Here is a 15,205-nt window from a genome sequence, read left to right on the forward strand (position 1 = left end):
CACGACGAAGTGAAGGACATGACGCAACTCACACGACGAAGTCTCCTCACCCTCGGAGCCGCGGCGGGAGCCACGGCCCTTCTCGCCGGGTGCAGCACCCCCGGCACCACCTCGGTCAACAGCAGGCCGCTCGTGCAGCCCGCTGCGGCCGGCGAGAAGATCACGCTCACGTACTGGGCCTGGCTGAAAGACCTGCAGAAGGTCGCGGACGTGTGGAACGCCACGCATCCGGATGTGCAGGTCGAGGCCGTCTGGATCCCCGGAGGCAACTCGGGCGGATACCAGAAGCTGTACTCGGCGCTGGCCGCGGGAGGCGGTCCGGACCTCGCCCAGGTGGAGCTGCGCTCCGTTCCGGAGTTCATGCTCGTCAACGGGCTGGTCGACCTGGCCAGGTACGGCGCGAACGACTACGCCGACCGCTACGACCCCACCCTGTGGAAGCAGGTCAGCTACGTGGACGGCGTCTACGCCATCCCGCAGGACTCCGGGCCGATGGCCTTCTACTACCGTCCAGACCTGTTCGAGAAGGTCGGCGCCTCCGCCCCCGCCACCTGGGACGAGTGGATGCGCACCGGAGCGGAACTCCGCAAGGCCGGCTCCTGGATCGACACCTTCAACTACGCGGACCCGTCCTGGTTCGCCGCGGTCGCCGGGCAGGCCGGCGCATCCTGGTTCGCCGTCGACGGCGACCGCTGGACCATCGACATGACCGACGACGCGACGCTCACCGCCGCCCGCTTCTTCGACAAGGCGATCGACGACGGCGTCATCCAGACCGCATACGGCGCGTACACGACGCCCTGGTTCGCCGCTGCCGCCTCGAACACCATCGCCGGGCTGACCAGCGCGAGCTGGGGCGATGCGCTCCTCGAAGGCGTCTCCGGCGGGGAGGGCAAGTGGCGGGTCGCGCCGATGGCCCGCTGGGGCTCCGGCGACGCGGTCGGCTACGGGTCCAGCTACCTCGGAGGGTCGACCGCCGCTGTGCTCGCGAACAGCAAGCATCCCAAGGAGGCGCTCGAGTTCGCCGTGTGGATGACCACGAGCCACGAAGGCATCGACGCGATGATCGCCAACAGCGGCATCGGCTGGTCGCCGTCCGCCGACTACATCGGGGCGAGCAGGCAGAAGCCGTCGAAGTTCTTCGGAGGGCAGAACTACAACGAGGAGGTCTTCCTTCCCGCCTCCCGCCAGCAGAACCAGGACTGGTCGTGGTGGCCGATCACGCAGCAGTCGTTCAACATCCTCGCCGACGGCTTCCGGAAGAAGGCGTCAGGGCTGTCCCTCGTGGATGCGATCGCGCAGAGCGAGAAGAACATCATCACCGCGTTCCGCAACAAGGGGCTCAGCATCGAGAAGGTGAACTCGTGAAGGGCGTCCGCACCGCGTGGGCGCCGTGGGTGCTGCTCGCGCCGTTCCTCGCGCTGTTCCTGCTCACGTTCATCCTGCCGATCGTCGTCGCGGTCGGCAGCAGCTTCACCAAGGTGACCAGGCAGGGCGTGTTCGGCGAGAAGGGCGTGACGAGCGAGTTCGCCTGGTTCGCCAACTACGCCCAGGCCCTGTCGAACCCGAACTTCATCGCCTCCATCGGCCGGATGCTGCTGTTCGGCGTCGTGCAGGTCACGTTCATGATCGCGCTCTGCACGGTGCTCGCCCTGCTGCTGGAGTCGGCGTCGGCGCGCTGGCCAGGGATGTTCCGGGCGGTGTACTTCCTGCCGTACGGCATCCCGGGGGTCGTGGCGACCATCCTGTGGTCGTTCCTGTACGTGCCTGGACTCAGCCCGCTGGTCGATCTGGCCGGTGCGTTCGGGCTCCAGGTCGATTTCCTCGGACCGGACACGGTGCTCTGGTCGATCGCGAACATCGTCACCTGGACGTACACCGGCTACAACATGATGATCATCATCGCGCAGCTGAAGTCGATCCCGACCGAGGTGTACGAGGCGGCGAAGGTGGACGGCGCGAGCCCGTGGCGGGTGGCCACGAGCATCCAGTTGCCGCTGATCAAGCCGGCGCTGATGCTGACCACGGTGTTCTCGATCATCGGCACCCTGCAGCTCTTCGCCGAGCCGCAGGTGCTGCAGACGGTCTCCCCCGCGATCGACAGCGAGTACACGCCCAACCTCAGCGCGTACACCACGGCGTTCGCGTACAACGACTACAACGTCGCGGCGGCGCAGGCGGTGCTCATCGCGCTGGTCGCGTTCCTGCTGTCGTTCGCGTTCCTCCGCCTCACGAGCAGCCGCGAGCCGAAGCCCGGCCGCGCATCGCAGCCCACCCTCGCATCGACCACCAGGAGGGCGAAATGACCGCCACAGAGACCACGACCGGCAGCGTCGCCGCACCGGGCACCTCGTCGATCACCGCGCAGAAGGCGCACGGCACGGGACCGGACCGCTCCGCAGGACGCCGGCCGGGGATGCGCATCCTGGTCACGGGCATCCTGGTCGTCGTCGCCGTCTACTTCCTCGTGCCGGTCTACTGGGTGATCGTCGCGTCCACGAAGACCACGCAGGACCTCTTCGCCACCAACGGCTTCTGGTTCGCGCCGACCTTCGCGCTCTGGCACAACCTCGGGGAGGTGCTCAGCTACGACGGCGGCATCTTCGTGCGCTGGTTCGCGAACTCCGTCCTCTACGCCGGAGTGGGCGCCGTGCTCGCGACGTACTTCGCCGCCGCGGGAGGGTACGCGCTGTCGAAGTACGTCTTCCGCGGGCGCGGCCTGATCTTCGGGCTGGTGCTCGGCGGGGTGCTCGTGCCCGGCACGGCGACGGCGCTTCCGCTGTTCCTCCTGTTCAGCCAGCTCGGCATGGCGAACACGTACTGGTCGGTGCTGCTGCCCTCGCTCGTCTCACCGTTCGGCCTGTTCCTCTGCCGGATCTACGCAGACGCGACGGTCGACACGGCCCTCATCGAGGCGGCCAGGATCGACGGCGCGGGAGAGCTGCGCATCTTCCACACGGTCGGGCTCAGGATCATGGTGCCCGCGCTGGTGACCGTGTTCCTGTTCCAGCTGGTCGGCATCTGGAACAACTACTTCCTGCCGCTCGTGATGCTCTCCGACAACACGCTCTACCCGATCACCCTCGGCCTGAACAACTGGCGCAGCCAGACCGACCGGCTGCCCGAGTTCTACGAGCTGACCACCGGCGGCGTGCTGCTGTCGATCATTCCCCTCGCCATCGCCATGATCGTGCTGCAGCGGTTCTGGCGCGGCGGTCTCACCGAAGGAGCAGTGAAGTAGTGCTGACACCCGCCTACCTGTCCGACACCGCGCCGGGACGCGGCGCACGAAGCGCCCCGCGGTCCTGGCTGCACACCGACGCGCCGTCGCTCTCGCTGAACGGCGACTGGGCGTTCCGGCTCTCCCCCACCGCCGCCGTGCAGGACGACGTCGCGGCGACCGACTACGACGACTCCGGATGGGCGCAGCTCCCCGTCCCCTCGCACTGGGTGCTGCACGGAGACGGCGCGTACGGACGGCCGATCTACACGAACGTGCAGTACCCGTTCCCGATCGACCCTCCGCACGTCCCCGACGAGAACCCGACCGGTGACCACCGGCGGCGCTTCACCCTGCCCGACGACTTCGACGGGGCGGAGCGGGTGCTGCTGCGGTTCGACGGGGTCGAGTCGCTGTACCGCGTCTGGCTGAACGGCGAGGAGGTCGGGATCGGCACGGGATCGCGGCTGGCGCAGGAGTTCGACGTGACCGGCGTCGTGCGTCCCGGAGAGAACGTGATCGTGGTGCGGGTGCACCAGTGGTCGGCCGCCAGCTATCTGGAGGACCAGGACCAGTGGTGGCTGCCCGGCATCTTCCGCGACGTCACCCTGCTCGCGCGCCCGGCCGGCGGGATCGACGACGTGTGGCTGCGCACCGGATTCCTCGACGGCGCCGGCGCCCTGGACGTGGAGCTGACCGCGGCGGCGTCCGCGTACCCGGTGACCGTGCGCATCCTGGAGCTGGGGGTGGAGCAGACCTGGCAGAGCGCAGCGGAGGTCGCAACGCTGACTCTGGATGCGGTCGAACCGTGGACGGCGGAGACGCCGCGCCTCTACGACGTCACCGTGTCGAACGCGGCGGAGACGATCACGCTGCGCGCCGGTTTCCGCACGGTCGAGATCGTCGGCGACCGCTTCCTCGTGAACGGCCGCCGCGTGGTCTTCCACGGCATGAACCGGCACGAGACGCATCCGGTGCGCGGCCGGGTCTTCGACGAGGAGCACGCCCACGCCGACCTGGCCAGGATGAAGCGGTACAACGTCAACGCCATCCGCACCAGCCACTACCCGCCGCACCCCCGCCTGCTCGACCTCGCCGACGAGCTCGGCTTCTGGGTGATCGACGAGTGCGACCTGGAGACCCACGGCTTCGAGGCGTCCGGCGCCGAGCACGGCGGCTGGGTCGGCAACCCGAGCGACGACCCGCGCTGGCGCGACGCATACCTCGACCGCATCCGGCGCACGGTCGAACGCGACAAGAACCATCCGAGCATCGTCATCTGGTCCCTCGGCAACGAGTCGGGCACCGGCGCGAACCTGGCGGCCAACGCCGCCTGGGTGCACGACCGCGACCCCGGGCGTCCCGTGCACTACGAGGGCGACTACACCGGCGAGTACACCGACGTGTACTCGCGCATGTACTCCTCCGTGCGCGAGACGGCGGAGATCGGCACGGACGGGTCCCGCTACCCCCTGCTCGGCACAACGCCCGGCCAGGGCGCCCGGCAGCGGACGAAGCCGTTCCTGCTCTGCGAGTACGCCCACGCGATGGGCAACGGCCCGGGGGCACTGGATGCGTACGAGCGGCTGGTGCACGAGCACCCGCGCCTGCACGGCGGCTTCGTCTGGGAGTGGCGCGACCACGGCATCCTGACCGAGACGGCCGACGGCACCCCGTTCTATGCGTACGGCGGGGACTTCGGCGAGGTGGTGCACGACGGCAACTTCGTGATGGACGGGATGATCCTGAGCGACGACACCCCGACGCCCGGCCTTGCCGAGTACAAGGCCGTCGTGCAGCCGATCCGCTTCGACGTCGGAGACGGGACGGTGACGCTCACCAACCTCCGCCACACGGCAGACACCTCCGACCTGTCGTTCCGCTGGCGGGTCGAGCACGACGGGCGCCGGGTGGCGCGCGGCGAGCTGCCGGTGGATGCGCTGGCGGCCGGGGAGTCCGTGACGGTGCCGCTGCCGGCGGTGGAGGTCGCCGACGACGCGGAGACCTGGCTGACCATCGACGCCGTGTTGCAGGCCGCGACGCCGTGGTCGGAGGCCGGGCACGTGGTCGCGAGCGGTCAGGTGGACAGGAGCGCTCGCATCCCGAACGTCAGCGCGCGTCCCGTGGCACCGGCTCTCGTCGCCGGGGTTCCCGCACGGCTGACGCTCGGCCCGGCCGAGTTCGAGGACGGAGCCCTGGTGCGCCTGAACGGGCGCGAGGTGGCCGGTCCGCGCCTGGAACTGTGGCGCGCCCCGACGGACAACGACGAAGGCGCATCCCGTGCGGAGCCCGGCGAGGACGACGCGAGCGTCCCCGGGGTGTCGAGTGCTGCGCTCTGGCGGGCGGCGGGGCTCGACCGGCTGACGCACAGGATCGTCTCCATCGAGCACGCTGAAGACGCCCTCCTGGTGCGCACGCGCGTGTCCGCCGCCAACTCGCCAGCAGCCGTGTGGGTGGATGCGCTCTGGACGCTCGACGCCGACGGCACGCTCACTCTGCGCACCGAGATCGTGCCGTCCACCGGCTGGGACACCGTCTGGCCGCGCATCGGCCTGCGCTTCGACCTGCCGGACGGAGACGCGCCGGTCGACCGCGCCGAGTGGTTCGGCCGCGGCCCGCTCGAGGCGTACCCGGACAGCATGACGGCCGCGCAGGTCGGTCGATACGGCGCGACCGTGGACGAGCTGAACGTCGCGTACGCCCGCCCGCAGGAGACGGGCCACCGGGCCGACGTGCGCACCCTCACGCTCGGAACGGACGGTGCGGACGCCCTGCGCATCACGCTGGTGCCGGATACGGCAGGCCGCCGCCCCGGCTTCAGCCTCAGCAGGCACACGCCGCAGCAGGTGGCTGCGGCCGGTCACCCGCACGAGCTGCCGCCCAGCGCGACGACCCACCTGTTCGTCGACGCCGCCCAGCACGGGCTCGGCTCGCGGGCCTGCGGGCCGGACGTCGCCGCCGAGCACGCGCTGCGCCCCGAGGCGAGGACGATCACGCTGCGGTTCGGCTGAGCCGGCCGCCGAGAACGACCGGGGCCCCGGATCGCGCGCTGCGATCCGGGGCCCCGGTCGTGAGGGTGCCCGCTAGCGGTTGAGCGGCGTCATGTCCGCGTACCGGTCCCCCACAGCGGGAGCGACGGCGGCGAGGCGTTCCAGCTGCTCCGGCGACAGCTCCAGCTGGTCGGCGGCGACGTTCTGCTCCAGGTTCTCCACACGGCGGGTGCCGGGGATGGGGGCGATGTCGTCGCCCTGGGCCAGCAGCCAGGCGAGCGCCACCTGGCCGGGAGTCGCCCCGACCTCGCGGGCCACAGCATCCACCTGCTCGACGATCCGGATGTTCGCCTCCAGGTTGTCGCCCTCGAACCGCGGGTTGAAGCGGCGGAAATCGTCGGGCGCCAGCTCGTCGAGCGTGCGGATGGTGCCGGTGAGGAAGCCGCGGCCGAGCGGCGAATACGGCACGAAGCCGATGCCGAGCTCGCGGACCGTCGGCAGGATCTCGGCCTCCGGGTCGCGGGACCAGAGCGAGTACTCGGTCTGGATCGCCGTCACGGGATGCACGGCGTTGGCGCGGCGGATCGTCTCCGGTGCGGCCTCCGAGAGGCCGTAGTGCCCGATCTTGCCCTCGTCGATCAGCTCGGCGAGCGCCCCGACCGTGTCCTCGATGGGCGTGTCCGGGTCCATCCTGTGCTGGTAGTAAAGGTCGATGTGGTCGGTCTGCAGGCGGCGCAGCGACCCCTCGACCGAGAGACGCACGTTCTCCGGCGACCCGTCCAGACCGCGCTCGTCGTTGGTCCGGTGCAGGATCGTGCCGAACTTCGTAGCGATGACCACCTGGTCGCGCTTGCCGGCGAACGCCCGGGCGAGCAGTTCCTCGTTGGCGTACGGGCCGTAGATCTCTGCGGTGTCGAAGAACGTCACCCCGAGGTCGATGGCGCGGTGGATGGTGCGGATCGAGCCGGCGTCGTCGTCTCCTGCGCCGGTGTAGAACGCGGACATGCCCATGCAGCCGAGTCCAAGACGCGAGACTTCGAGCTTCTCCGTGCCCAGTGTGATCTTCTTCATGCGGTTACCTTCTCCTGATAGAGACCGATCTTGTGGTCGATGGCGGCGAGACTGGCCGTGACCTCCTCCAGCTGCCTGGACACGTTCATCCGGTGCACGAGCAGCAGTTCCAGCCGCTCGGCGGTGGTGTCGTCGCCGCGACGTGCGAGCTCGGTGTACTCGCGCATCCGGGCGATCGGCATGGCGGTGAGGCGCAGCTTGGTGAGGAACACGACCCAGTTGACGTCGGCCTCGGTGTACCGGCGGTGTGTGGACGACGCGCGCCCGACAGGCGCGAGCATCAGCCCCTCCCGCTCGTAGTAGCGGAGCGTGTGGGTCGTCAGGCCCGTGCGCTCCGCTACCTCGGAGATCGAGAGTTCCGTCGCTGTATCGGTCATGGTTGCCACGATAAGACTTCGAGTGCACTTCAAGTCAATTCCACTGTCGGATGCTCCTGCTAGCTTCACAGCATGGCTCTCACGAAGTACTACGTCGCGTCCTCCATCGACGGATTCATCGCAGACACGGACGACAGGATCGACTGGCTCCTGCAGTTCGGGTTCGAGGAGTTCGACGAGCACTACCAGCGCTTCATCTCCGGCATCGGAGCCATCGTGATGGGAGCGGCCACCTACGAGTTCCTGCTTGCCGACGACACCACGGAATGGCCGTACGCCGGCCTCCCCACCTGGGTGGTCACGCACCGCGTGCTTCCGCCGATCGCCGGCGCGGACATCACCTTCTTCGAGGGCGACCTCGCCGCACTGGATGCCGAACTGCGCGAAGCGTCGGGCGACCGCGACGTATGGGTGGTCGGCGGCGGGCAGATCGCCGCGCAGTTCGCCGACGCCGGCCTGCTCGACGAACTGCACATCACCTACGTGCCGGTGCTCGTCGGCTCTGGTAAGCCGCTGCTGCCCGTCACCCAGGCGAGCAGCCCGCTGGCGCTCGTCGGCACCACGGCGTTCCCGAGCGGCGCGGTGGAGCACGTGTACCGCGTCGGCTGACAGTAGTTAAGCGGCGCCGCTACGCGTCGAGGTGCCGCTCGCTCAGTTCGTCCGCGGGCAGCGGGCGAGCGATCGGGATGCGGCTGCCGAGCACCTGCGCCACCAGGTCGCGGGCGATCTTCTGCGCGGTGAGCCCGGCCTCGTCGAGGATCTGCTCGCGCGTCGCGTGGTCGATGAACTCGTCCGGCAGGCCCAGCTCGTCGACCGCGGTGTCGATGCCCGCCTCGCGCAGGCTCTGCCGCACGCGCGTGCCGATGCCGCCCACGCGGATCCCGTCCTCGATGGTCACCACGATGCGGTGCTCCGCCGCCAGGTCCAGGATGCTCGTGGCCACCGGGACCACCCAGCGCGGGTCGACGACGGTCGCCCCGATCCCCTGCGCGGCCAGGCCGTCCGCCACCTTGAGCCCCAGGTCGGCCATTGGGCCGACGGTCACGATCAGCACGTCCTTGCGGTCGGACTCGTGCAGCACATCCACGCCGTCGTCGGTGCGCCGGACGGCGTCGATGTCCGCCCCGACCGAACCCTTCGGGAAGCGCAGGACCGTCGGAGCGTCCTGCACGGCGACGGCCTCGGCCAGCTCCTCGCGGAAGCGGGCGCCGTCGCGCGGGGCGGCGAGCCGGATGCCGGGCACCACCTGCAGGATCGCGAGGTCCCAGATGCCGTGGTGGCTCGGGCCGTCCGGTCCCGTGACGCCCGCCCGGTCGAGCACGAACGTCACGCCCGCCTTGTGCAGGGCGACGTCCATGAGCACCTGGTCGAAGGCGCGGTTGATGAACGTGGCGTAGATGGCGACGACGGGATGCAGTCCCCCGAACGCCAGACCGGCGGCGCTCGTCGCGGCGTGCTGCTCGGCGATGCCGACGTCGTGCACCCGCTCCGGGAAGCGCTCGGCGAACTTGTGCAGCCCGGTCGGGCGCAGCATCGCCGCGGTGATGCCGACGATCTTCTCGTCCTTCTCGGCCAGCCGCACGATCTCGTCGGAGAACACGCTGGTCCAGGACGGCTTGCTCGAGCTCTCGATCGGCTCGCCGGTCTCCGGGTCGATCTGGCCGACCGCGTGGAACTGGTCGGCCGCATCCCGGAGCGCGGGCTCGTAGCCGCGGCCCTTCTGCGTGATGGCGTGGACGATGACCGGGGCGCCGTAGTTCTTCGCCTGGCGCAGCGCCTCCTCCATCGCCTCGATGTCGTGGCCGTGGATCGGCCCGATGTACTTGATGTCGAGGTTGGAGTAGAGCGCCTCGTTGTTCGAGAACCTGCTGAGGAAGCCGTGCAGTCCCCCGCGGATGCCGCGGTAGAACGACTGGCCGGGTCCGCCCAGCTTGTCGAACGCCTTGCGGCTCGACAGGTAGAGGTTGCGGTAGCTGCGGCGGGTGCGCACGGTGTTGAGGAAGCGGGCCATGCCGCCGATGGTCGGCGCGTACGAGCGGCCATTGTCGTTGACGACGATGATGAGGCGGCGCGTGTTGTCGTCACTGATGTTGTTCAGCGCCTCCCACGTCATACCGCCGGTGAGGGCGCCGTCGCCCACCATCGCAATGACGTGCCTGTCGTCCTGGCCGGTCATCGAGAACGCGCGCGAGATGCCGTCCGCCCACGACAGCGAGCTGGAGGCGTGGGAGCTCTCGACGATGTCGTGCTCGGACTCGGACCGCTGCGGGTATCCGGCGAGCCCGCCGCGCTGGCGCAGCTGGGAGAAGTCCTGCCGCCCGGTGAGCAGCTTGTGCACGTACGACTGGTGTCCGGTGTCGAAGACGATGGCGTCGCGCGGCGAGTCGAAGACCCGGTGGATCGCGATGGTCGACTCGACGACTCCGAGGTTCGGCCCGAGGTGACCGCCCGTCTTCGCGACGTTCGCAACGAGGAACGCGCGGATCTCCACCGCCAACTGGACGAGCTCCTCTTCCGAGAGCCTGTCGAGATCGCGGGGACCGTGGATGGTCTCGAGGATGCTCATGCTTCGAGTCTAGGCGCGTGCAAATCGAAGCTCGCTCGGAATCGCCAGATCCACCCCATCGCACGCACGTCGATGTGCCTTTTGTACGCCTCGCCGAACACACTCAGAATGACGTTACGAACCAATCGTGAGGTGATCAGTGTGGAACAGAACAGCACGGCCGAACAGGACCAGATCGTCGTCGAGGTCTGGGCGGACCTCGGGTGCCCCTGGTGCTACGTCGGCAAGCATCGGCTCCAGCGCGCGATCGACGCCAGGCCGGATGCGGGACGATTCCAGCTCAAGATCCGCTCGTTCGAACTGAACCCGGACGCGCCGAAGGAGCCGGAGCCCATCGCCGCTGCGTTCATGCGCACGCACGGAGGCGACCCATCGGCCGTCCTCCAGGCGGAGAGGCGCATCCAGGGCATCGCGAACCGCGAAGGCCTGGAGTTCGACCTCGGCAGGAAGAACGCCAACACGTTCGACCTGCACCGCGTGATGCACTTCGCCGAGCAGTCCGGCCGGGGGTTCGAGTTCTTCTCCCGGCTCCAGGACCGGTTCTTCTCCGGCGAGATCGACCCGTACGACGCGGACACTGTCGTCGAAGTCGCGCGCTCCCTCGGCCTCGACGGCGACCGCGTGCGTGAGGTCCTCGCCGGCGACGAGTTCGCCGACGATGTCGTGGCCGATGTCTCCGAGGGCGCCGCGCTAGGCGCCCAGGGGGTGCCGTTCACGGTCTTCGGCCGCCGGATCGCGGCGTCGGGCGCTCAGTCCGTCGCCGTCTACGGTCAGGCTCTCGACCAGCTCACCGCGAGCGCGCAGGCACCGGCCGCATCGGGCTAGGCCTGGCGGACTTCTCCCTGCCGACGCCGGTCAGCTCGTGCGCGCGGCGGCTGGCGGCCACGTCCTCGTGGTGGGTGGCCGCCCAGCCGGCGAGGGTCATCACGGCCTCCAGCAGTGACCGGCCCAGGGGTGTCAGCTCGTACTCGACCCGCGGCGGGACCTCGGCGTATGCCGTGCGGGTGAGGAGCCCATCGCGTTCCAGAGCCTTCAACGTCACCGTGAGCATCCGCTGCGAGATGCCCGGGATGCTCGCCTGCAGATCGGAGTATCGCAGCGGACCGGAGCCCAGCGTGCTGATGATCAGGACCGTCCACTTCTCCCCGATCCGGTCGAGCACCTCACGGATGAAGGCGCTCTCCTCCGGCCAGGCCTGACAGGGCCCGCTGATCGTCCTGGCTCGTGCCATCCCACTGTCCTCCTCCGCGAACGCATGCAGTACATCCAGTCTGCTGCCGCACCACAAGTATGTAAGCCATCGAAAGGAACCAGAAATGCCCACCATCGCCATCGTCGGAGCCGGATCCGGTCTCGGACTGTCCATCGCCAGAGTCTTCGGAAGCCAGGGCTTCTCCGTGGCCCTCGTCTCCCGCACGCAAGCGAAGCTCGACGACCTCGCCGCCCAGCTGACCGCCGCCGGTATCGACGCGGCCGGCTTCGCCGCCGACGTCATGGACCCCGCCTCCGTCGCCGCAGCATTCGGACGCATCACGGAGCGCTTCGGCCCCGTCGACGTGCTCGAGTATTCGCCCGCCCCGCACAACCCCGTGCCCGGGCTGCGGAACGCGATCGCCCTCGAAGCCGACCGCGACAGCATCCAGCCGCAGCTCGACTACTACCTCTACGGCGGCATCGCGGCGACAGAGCAAGTTCTCCCCGGCATGATCGAGCGCGGCGCGGGGACCATCCTCTACACGACGGGAGGATCGTCCATGGACCCGCTGGCCGGACACGCCGACTTCGCCGCCACCGCCATCGGATCCGGCGCCCTGCGCACCTACGCACTCACTCTCCACCGGGCCACTGCCGGAACCGGCGTCTACGTCGCCCACGTGCCGATCTTCGCCTGGATCGGAGCCGGCGGCCCGGAGACCCAGCCGGACACCATCGCCCAGCACTACTGGAACCTCCACACCACCCGCGACGGGGCGGAGCTGCCGTACGCCGCCGCGTAATCGCGCGACCACCCGAACGAAAAGGGCCGGTGACCATTCGGTCACCGGCCCTTCACTGCTGCACCGCCTAGACGAGGCTCCGCAGCACGTACTGCAGGATGCCGCCGTTGCGGTAGTAGTCCGCCTCACCCGGGGTGTCGATGCGCACCACGGCGTCGAACTCGATGGTCTGCTTGTCGGCGGGCGAGTCTGCACTCGGCTCCGCGACAACGTGGACCGTCTTCGGCGTCGTACCCTGGTTCAGCTCCTCGAGCCCGGAGATCGAGACGATCTCGGTGCCGTCGAGGCCGAGCGACGCCCAGCTCTCTCCAGCGGGGAACTGCAGCGGCACAACGCCCATCCCGATCAGGTTCGACCGGTGGATGCGCTCGAAGCTCTCCGTGATGACCGCGCGGACGCCGAGGAGGCTGGTGCCCTTCGCCGCCCAGTCGCGGGACGAACCGGAGCCGTACTCCTTGCCGCCGAAGATGACCAGCGGGGTGCCCTGCGCCTGGTAGTTCTGCGACGCGTCGTAGATGAACGACTGCGGGCCGCCCTCCTGCGTGAAGTCGCGGGTGTATCCACCCTCGACGCCGTCGAGCAGCTGGTTCTTCAGGCGGATGTTCGCGAACGTTCCACGGATCATCACCTCGTGATTGCCGCGACGCGAGCCGTAGGAGTTGAAGTCCTTGCGCTCGATGCCGTGCTCGTCGAGGTAGCGTCCGGCGGGGCTGTCCGCCTTGATGTTGCCGGCCGGGCTGATGTGGTCGGTGGTGACGGAGTCGCCGAGCTTGGCCAGGACGCGAGCGCCGGCGATGTCGGTGACCGGGGTGGTCTCCAGCGTCATGCCGTCGAAGTACGGGGGCTTCCGCACGTACGTGGACTTCTCATCCCACTCGAACACCGAACCGGTCGGGGTCGGCAGCGACTTCCAGCGCTCGTCGCCCTCGAACACGCTCGCGTACTCGTGGGTGAACATGCCCTCGTTGATCGACGAGTCGATGGTCTCCTGCACCTCGGCGGCGTCCGGCCAGATGTCCTTGAGGAACACGTCGTTGCCGTCCGCGTCCGTGCCGAGCGCATCCACCTCGAAGTCGAAGTTCATCGAACCGGCGAGCGCGTACGCGATCACCAGCGGCGGGCTCGCCAGGTAGTTCATCTTCACGTCGGGGTTGATGCGGCCCTCGAAGTTGCGGTTGCCGGACAGGACCGCCGTGACGGCGAGGTCGTTGTCGTTGACCGCCTGCGAAATCTCGTCGATCAGCGGGCCGGAGTTTCCGATGCAGGTGGTGCAGCCGTAGCCGACCGTGTAGAAGCCCAGCTCCTCGAGGTAGCTGGTGAGACCGGCCTTCTCGTAGTAGTCGGTGACGACCTTGGATCCGGGAGCCAGCGTGGTCTTGACCCACGGCTTGGCCTTCAGGCCCTTCTTCGCCGCGTTACGGGCGAGCAGCCCGGCCGCGAGCATGACGGACGGGTTCGACGTGTTCGTGCACGAGGTGATCGCCGCGATGGCGACCGCTCCGTGGTCGATCGTGAACTCCGCGCCGTTCTCGGCCAGGGTGACCGGCGTCGGGTTGGACGCGGCCTTGGGAGCGTGGCTGTGGTGGTGGTGCTCGTGGGTGCTCCGCGAGTCCTCCGGGCTCAGCTCGCCGGGATCGGAGGCGGGGAACGACTCCGAGATGGTCAGGTCGACGATGTCGTGCGAGATCTCGGCGTAGTCGACGAGGTCCTTCTCGAACTGCGCCTTGGCGCCGCTCAGCTCGATGCGGTCCTGCGGGCGCTTGGGTCCGGCGATCGACGGGACGACCGTCGACAGGTCCAGCTCGAGGTACTCGCTGAAAACCGGCTCGACGGAGGCGTCGTGCCACAGCGTCTGCAGCTTCGAGTACTCCTCGACCAGCTTGATCTGCTCCTCGCTGCGGCCGGTGAGGCGCAGGTAGTCGAGGGTCACGTCGTCGATCGGGAACATGGCGGCGGTCGAGCCGAACTCCGGGCTCATGTTTCCGATGGTCGCGCGGTTCGCCAGCGGGACCTCGGCGACGCCCGCTCCGTAGAACTCGACGAACTTGCCGACGACGCCGTGCTTGCGCAGCATCTGCGTGATGGTGAGCACCACGTCCGTCGCGGTCACACCGGTCGGGATGGCGCCGGTCAGCTTGAAGCCGACGACCTTGGGGATGAGCATGGAGACGGGCTGGCCGAGCATGGCCGCCTCGGCCTCGATGCCGCCGACGCCCCAGCCGAGCACGCCGAGGCCGTTGACCATCGTGGTGTGCGAGTCCGTGCCGACGCAGGTGTCCGGGTACGCCAGGAGCTCGCCGCCGACCTCGCGGGTCATGGTGACGCGCGCCAGGTACTCGATGTTGACCTGGTGCACGATGCCGGTTCCCGGCGGGACGACCTTGAAGTCGTCGAACGCGGTCTGGCCCCAGCGGAGGAACTGGTAGCGCTCCCCGTTGCGCTCGTACTCGATGTCGGTGTTGCGCTCCAGCGCGTTCTCCGTGCCGAACAGGTCGGCGATCACCGAGTGGTCGATGACCATCTCGGCCGGAGCGAGCGGGTTGATCTTCTTGGGGTCACCGCCGAGCGCGGAGACGGCCTCACGCATGGTGGCGAGGTCGACGATGCAGGGGACGCCGGTGAAGTCCTGCATGATCACGCGCGCCGGCGTGAACTGGATCTCGGTGTCCGGCTCCGCTGCCGGGTCCCAGCCCGCGAGGGCCTGGATGTGGTCGGCGGTGATGTTCGCGCCGTCCTCCGTGCGCAGCAGGTTCTCCAGGAGAACCTTGAGGCTGAACGGAAGTCTCTTGTATCCGTCGACCTTGTCGATCCGGAATACCTGGTAGTCGGTCGACCCGACCGTCAGGGTGTCTTTTGCACCGAAGCTGTTTACCGCAGACACGTTGCCCTCTCCTTCATCGGCAGGCCTGGTGACGCATGCCTTCGAATGTCCATCTTGGTTGTCCGTCGAAGTGTGTTTCCAGCAAGGCAATCCTAAGTCGTCC

Annotated in this window: 12 protein-coding genes; 7 read left to right on the forward strand and 5 right to left on the reverse strand. The window is 68.8% G+C overall.

What is annotated here, in order from left to right; translation table 11 throughout:
- The first annotated feature begins 18 nt into the window (after positions 1-18).
- From HF024_RS11090 to HF024_RS11105, 4 genes are read left to right on the forward strand one after another with little or no spacing between them, the layout of a single operon-like run.
- A complete protein-coding gene (locus HF024_RS11090) occupies positions 19-1,368 on the forward strand; it encodes an extracellular solute-binding protein (protein ID WP_168689588.1) in 1,350 nt (449 codons plus the stop codon).
- Entirely contained in the window at positions 1,365-2,306 is a 942-nt protein-coding gene (locus HF024_RS11095) for a sugar ABC transporter permease (RefSeq protein WP_085367797.1), read from the forward strand. The genes HF024_RS11090 and HF024_RS11095 overlap by 4 nt, the downstream gene beginning before the upstream one ends.
- On the forward strand, positions 2,303-3,241 hold the full coding sequence (locus HF024_RS11100; RefSeq protein ID WP_168689589.1) for a carbohydrate ABC transporter permease: 939 nt from the start codon (positions 2,303-2,305) through the stop codon (positions 3,239-3,241). The genes HF024_RS11095 and HF024_RS11100 overlap by 4 nt, the downstream gene beginning before the upstream one ends.
- A complete protein-coding gene (locus HF024_RS11105) occupies positions 3,241-6,231 on the forward strand; it encodes a glycoside hydrolase family 2 TIM barrel-domain containing protein (RefSeq protein ID WP_247597080.1) in 2,991 nt (996 codons plus the stop codon). Before HF024_RS11100 ends, HF024_RS11105 begins: the two co-directional genes overlap by 1 nt.
- 72 nt (positions 6,232-6,303) lie before the next feature.
- Here the strand turns inward: HF024_RS11105 and HF024_RS11110 are convergent, their stop codons facing one another.
- Positions 6,304-7,281, reverse strand: coding sequence for an aldo/keto reductase (locus tag HF024_RS11110; RefSeq protein WP_168689590.1), 978 nt, complete (start codon positions 7,279-7,281; stop codon positions 6,304-6,306).
- A complete protein-coding gene (locus HF024_RS11115; protein ID WP_085367800.1) occupies positions 7,278-7,658 on the reverse strand; it encodes a MerR family transcriptional regulator in 381 nt (126 codons plus the stop codon). Before HF024_RS11115 ends, HF024_RS11110 begins: the two co-directional genes overlap by 4 nt.
- A 72-nt stretch (positions 7,659-7,730) precedes the next feature.
- Between HF024_RS11115 and HF024_RS11120 the strand changes: the two genes are divergently transcribed.
- Complete coding sequence (locus tag HF024_RS11120; protein ID WP_085367802.1) at positions 7,731-8,267, forward strand: dihydrofolate reductase family protein; 537 nt, start codon at positions 7,731-7,733, stop codon at positions 8,265-8,267.
- Positions 8,268-8,286: 19 nt separating this feature from the next.
- On the opposite strand, the gene dxs is transcribed toward HF024_RS11120, so the two are convergent.
- The gene (dxs, locus tag HF024_RS11125) at positions 8,287-10,224 is read right to left on the reverse strand and encodes a 1-deoxy-D-xylulose-5-phosphate synthase (RefSeq protein ID WP_168689591.1); all 1,938 of its coding nucleotides are present in this window, start codon (positions 10,222-10,224) and stop codon (positions 8,287-8,289) included.
- A gap of 141 nt (positions 10,225-10,365) precedes the next feature.
- Here dxs and HF024_RS11130 point away from each other — a divergent pair, with 141 nt between their 5' ends.
- A complete protein-coding gene (locus HF024_RS11130) occupies positions 10,366-11,049 on the forward strand; it encodes a DsbA family oxidoreductase (RefSeq protein WP_247597081.1) in 684 nt (227 codons plus the stop codon).
- Here HF024_RS11130 and HF024_RS11135 read toward each other — a convergent pair.
- Entirely contained in the window at positions 11,012-11,455 is a 444-nt protein-coding gene (locus HF024_RS11135) for a helix-turn-helix domain-containing protein (protein WP_085367807.1), read from the reverse strand. The two genes, HF024_RS11130 and HF024_RS11135, sit on opposite strands and share 38 nt — an antisense overlap.
- 85 nt (positions 11,456-11,540) lie before the next feature.
- On the opposite strand from HF024_RS11135, the gene HF024_RS11140 reads away from it, so the two are divergent.
- Positions 11,541-12,221 (forward strand): SDR family NAD(P)-dependent oxidoreductase, encoded by a 681-nt coding sequence (locus HF024_RS11140; protein ID WP_168689593.1) that lies wholly within the window; start codon positions 11,541-11,543, stop codon positions 12,219-12,221.
- A gap of 67 nt (positions 12,222-12,288) precedes the next feature.
- On the opposite strand, the gene acnA is transcribed toward HF024_RS11140, so the two are convergent.
- Positions 12,289-15,102 (reverse strand): aconitate hydratase AcnA, encoded by a 2,814-nt coding sequence (acnA, locus tag HF024_RS11145; protein ID WP_168689594.1) that lies wholly within the window; start codon positions 15,100-15,102, stop codon positions 12,289-12,291.
- Between the last annotated feature and the right edge of the window lie 103 nt (positions 15,103-15,205).

Source organism: Leifsonia sp. PS1209 (genome assembly GCF_012317045.1).
Taxonomy (GTDB): domain Bacteria; phylum Actinomycetota; class Actinomycetes; order Actinomycetales; family Microbacteriaceae; genus Leifsonia.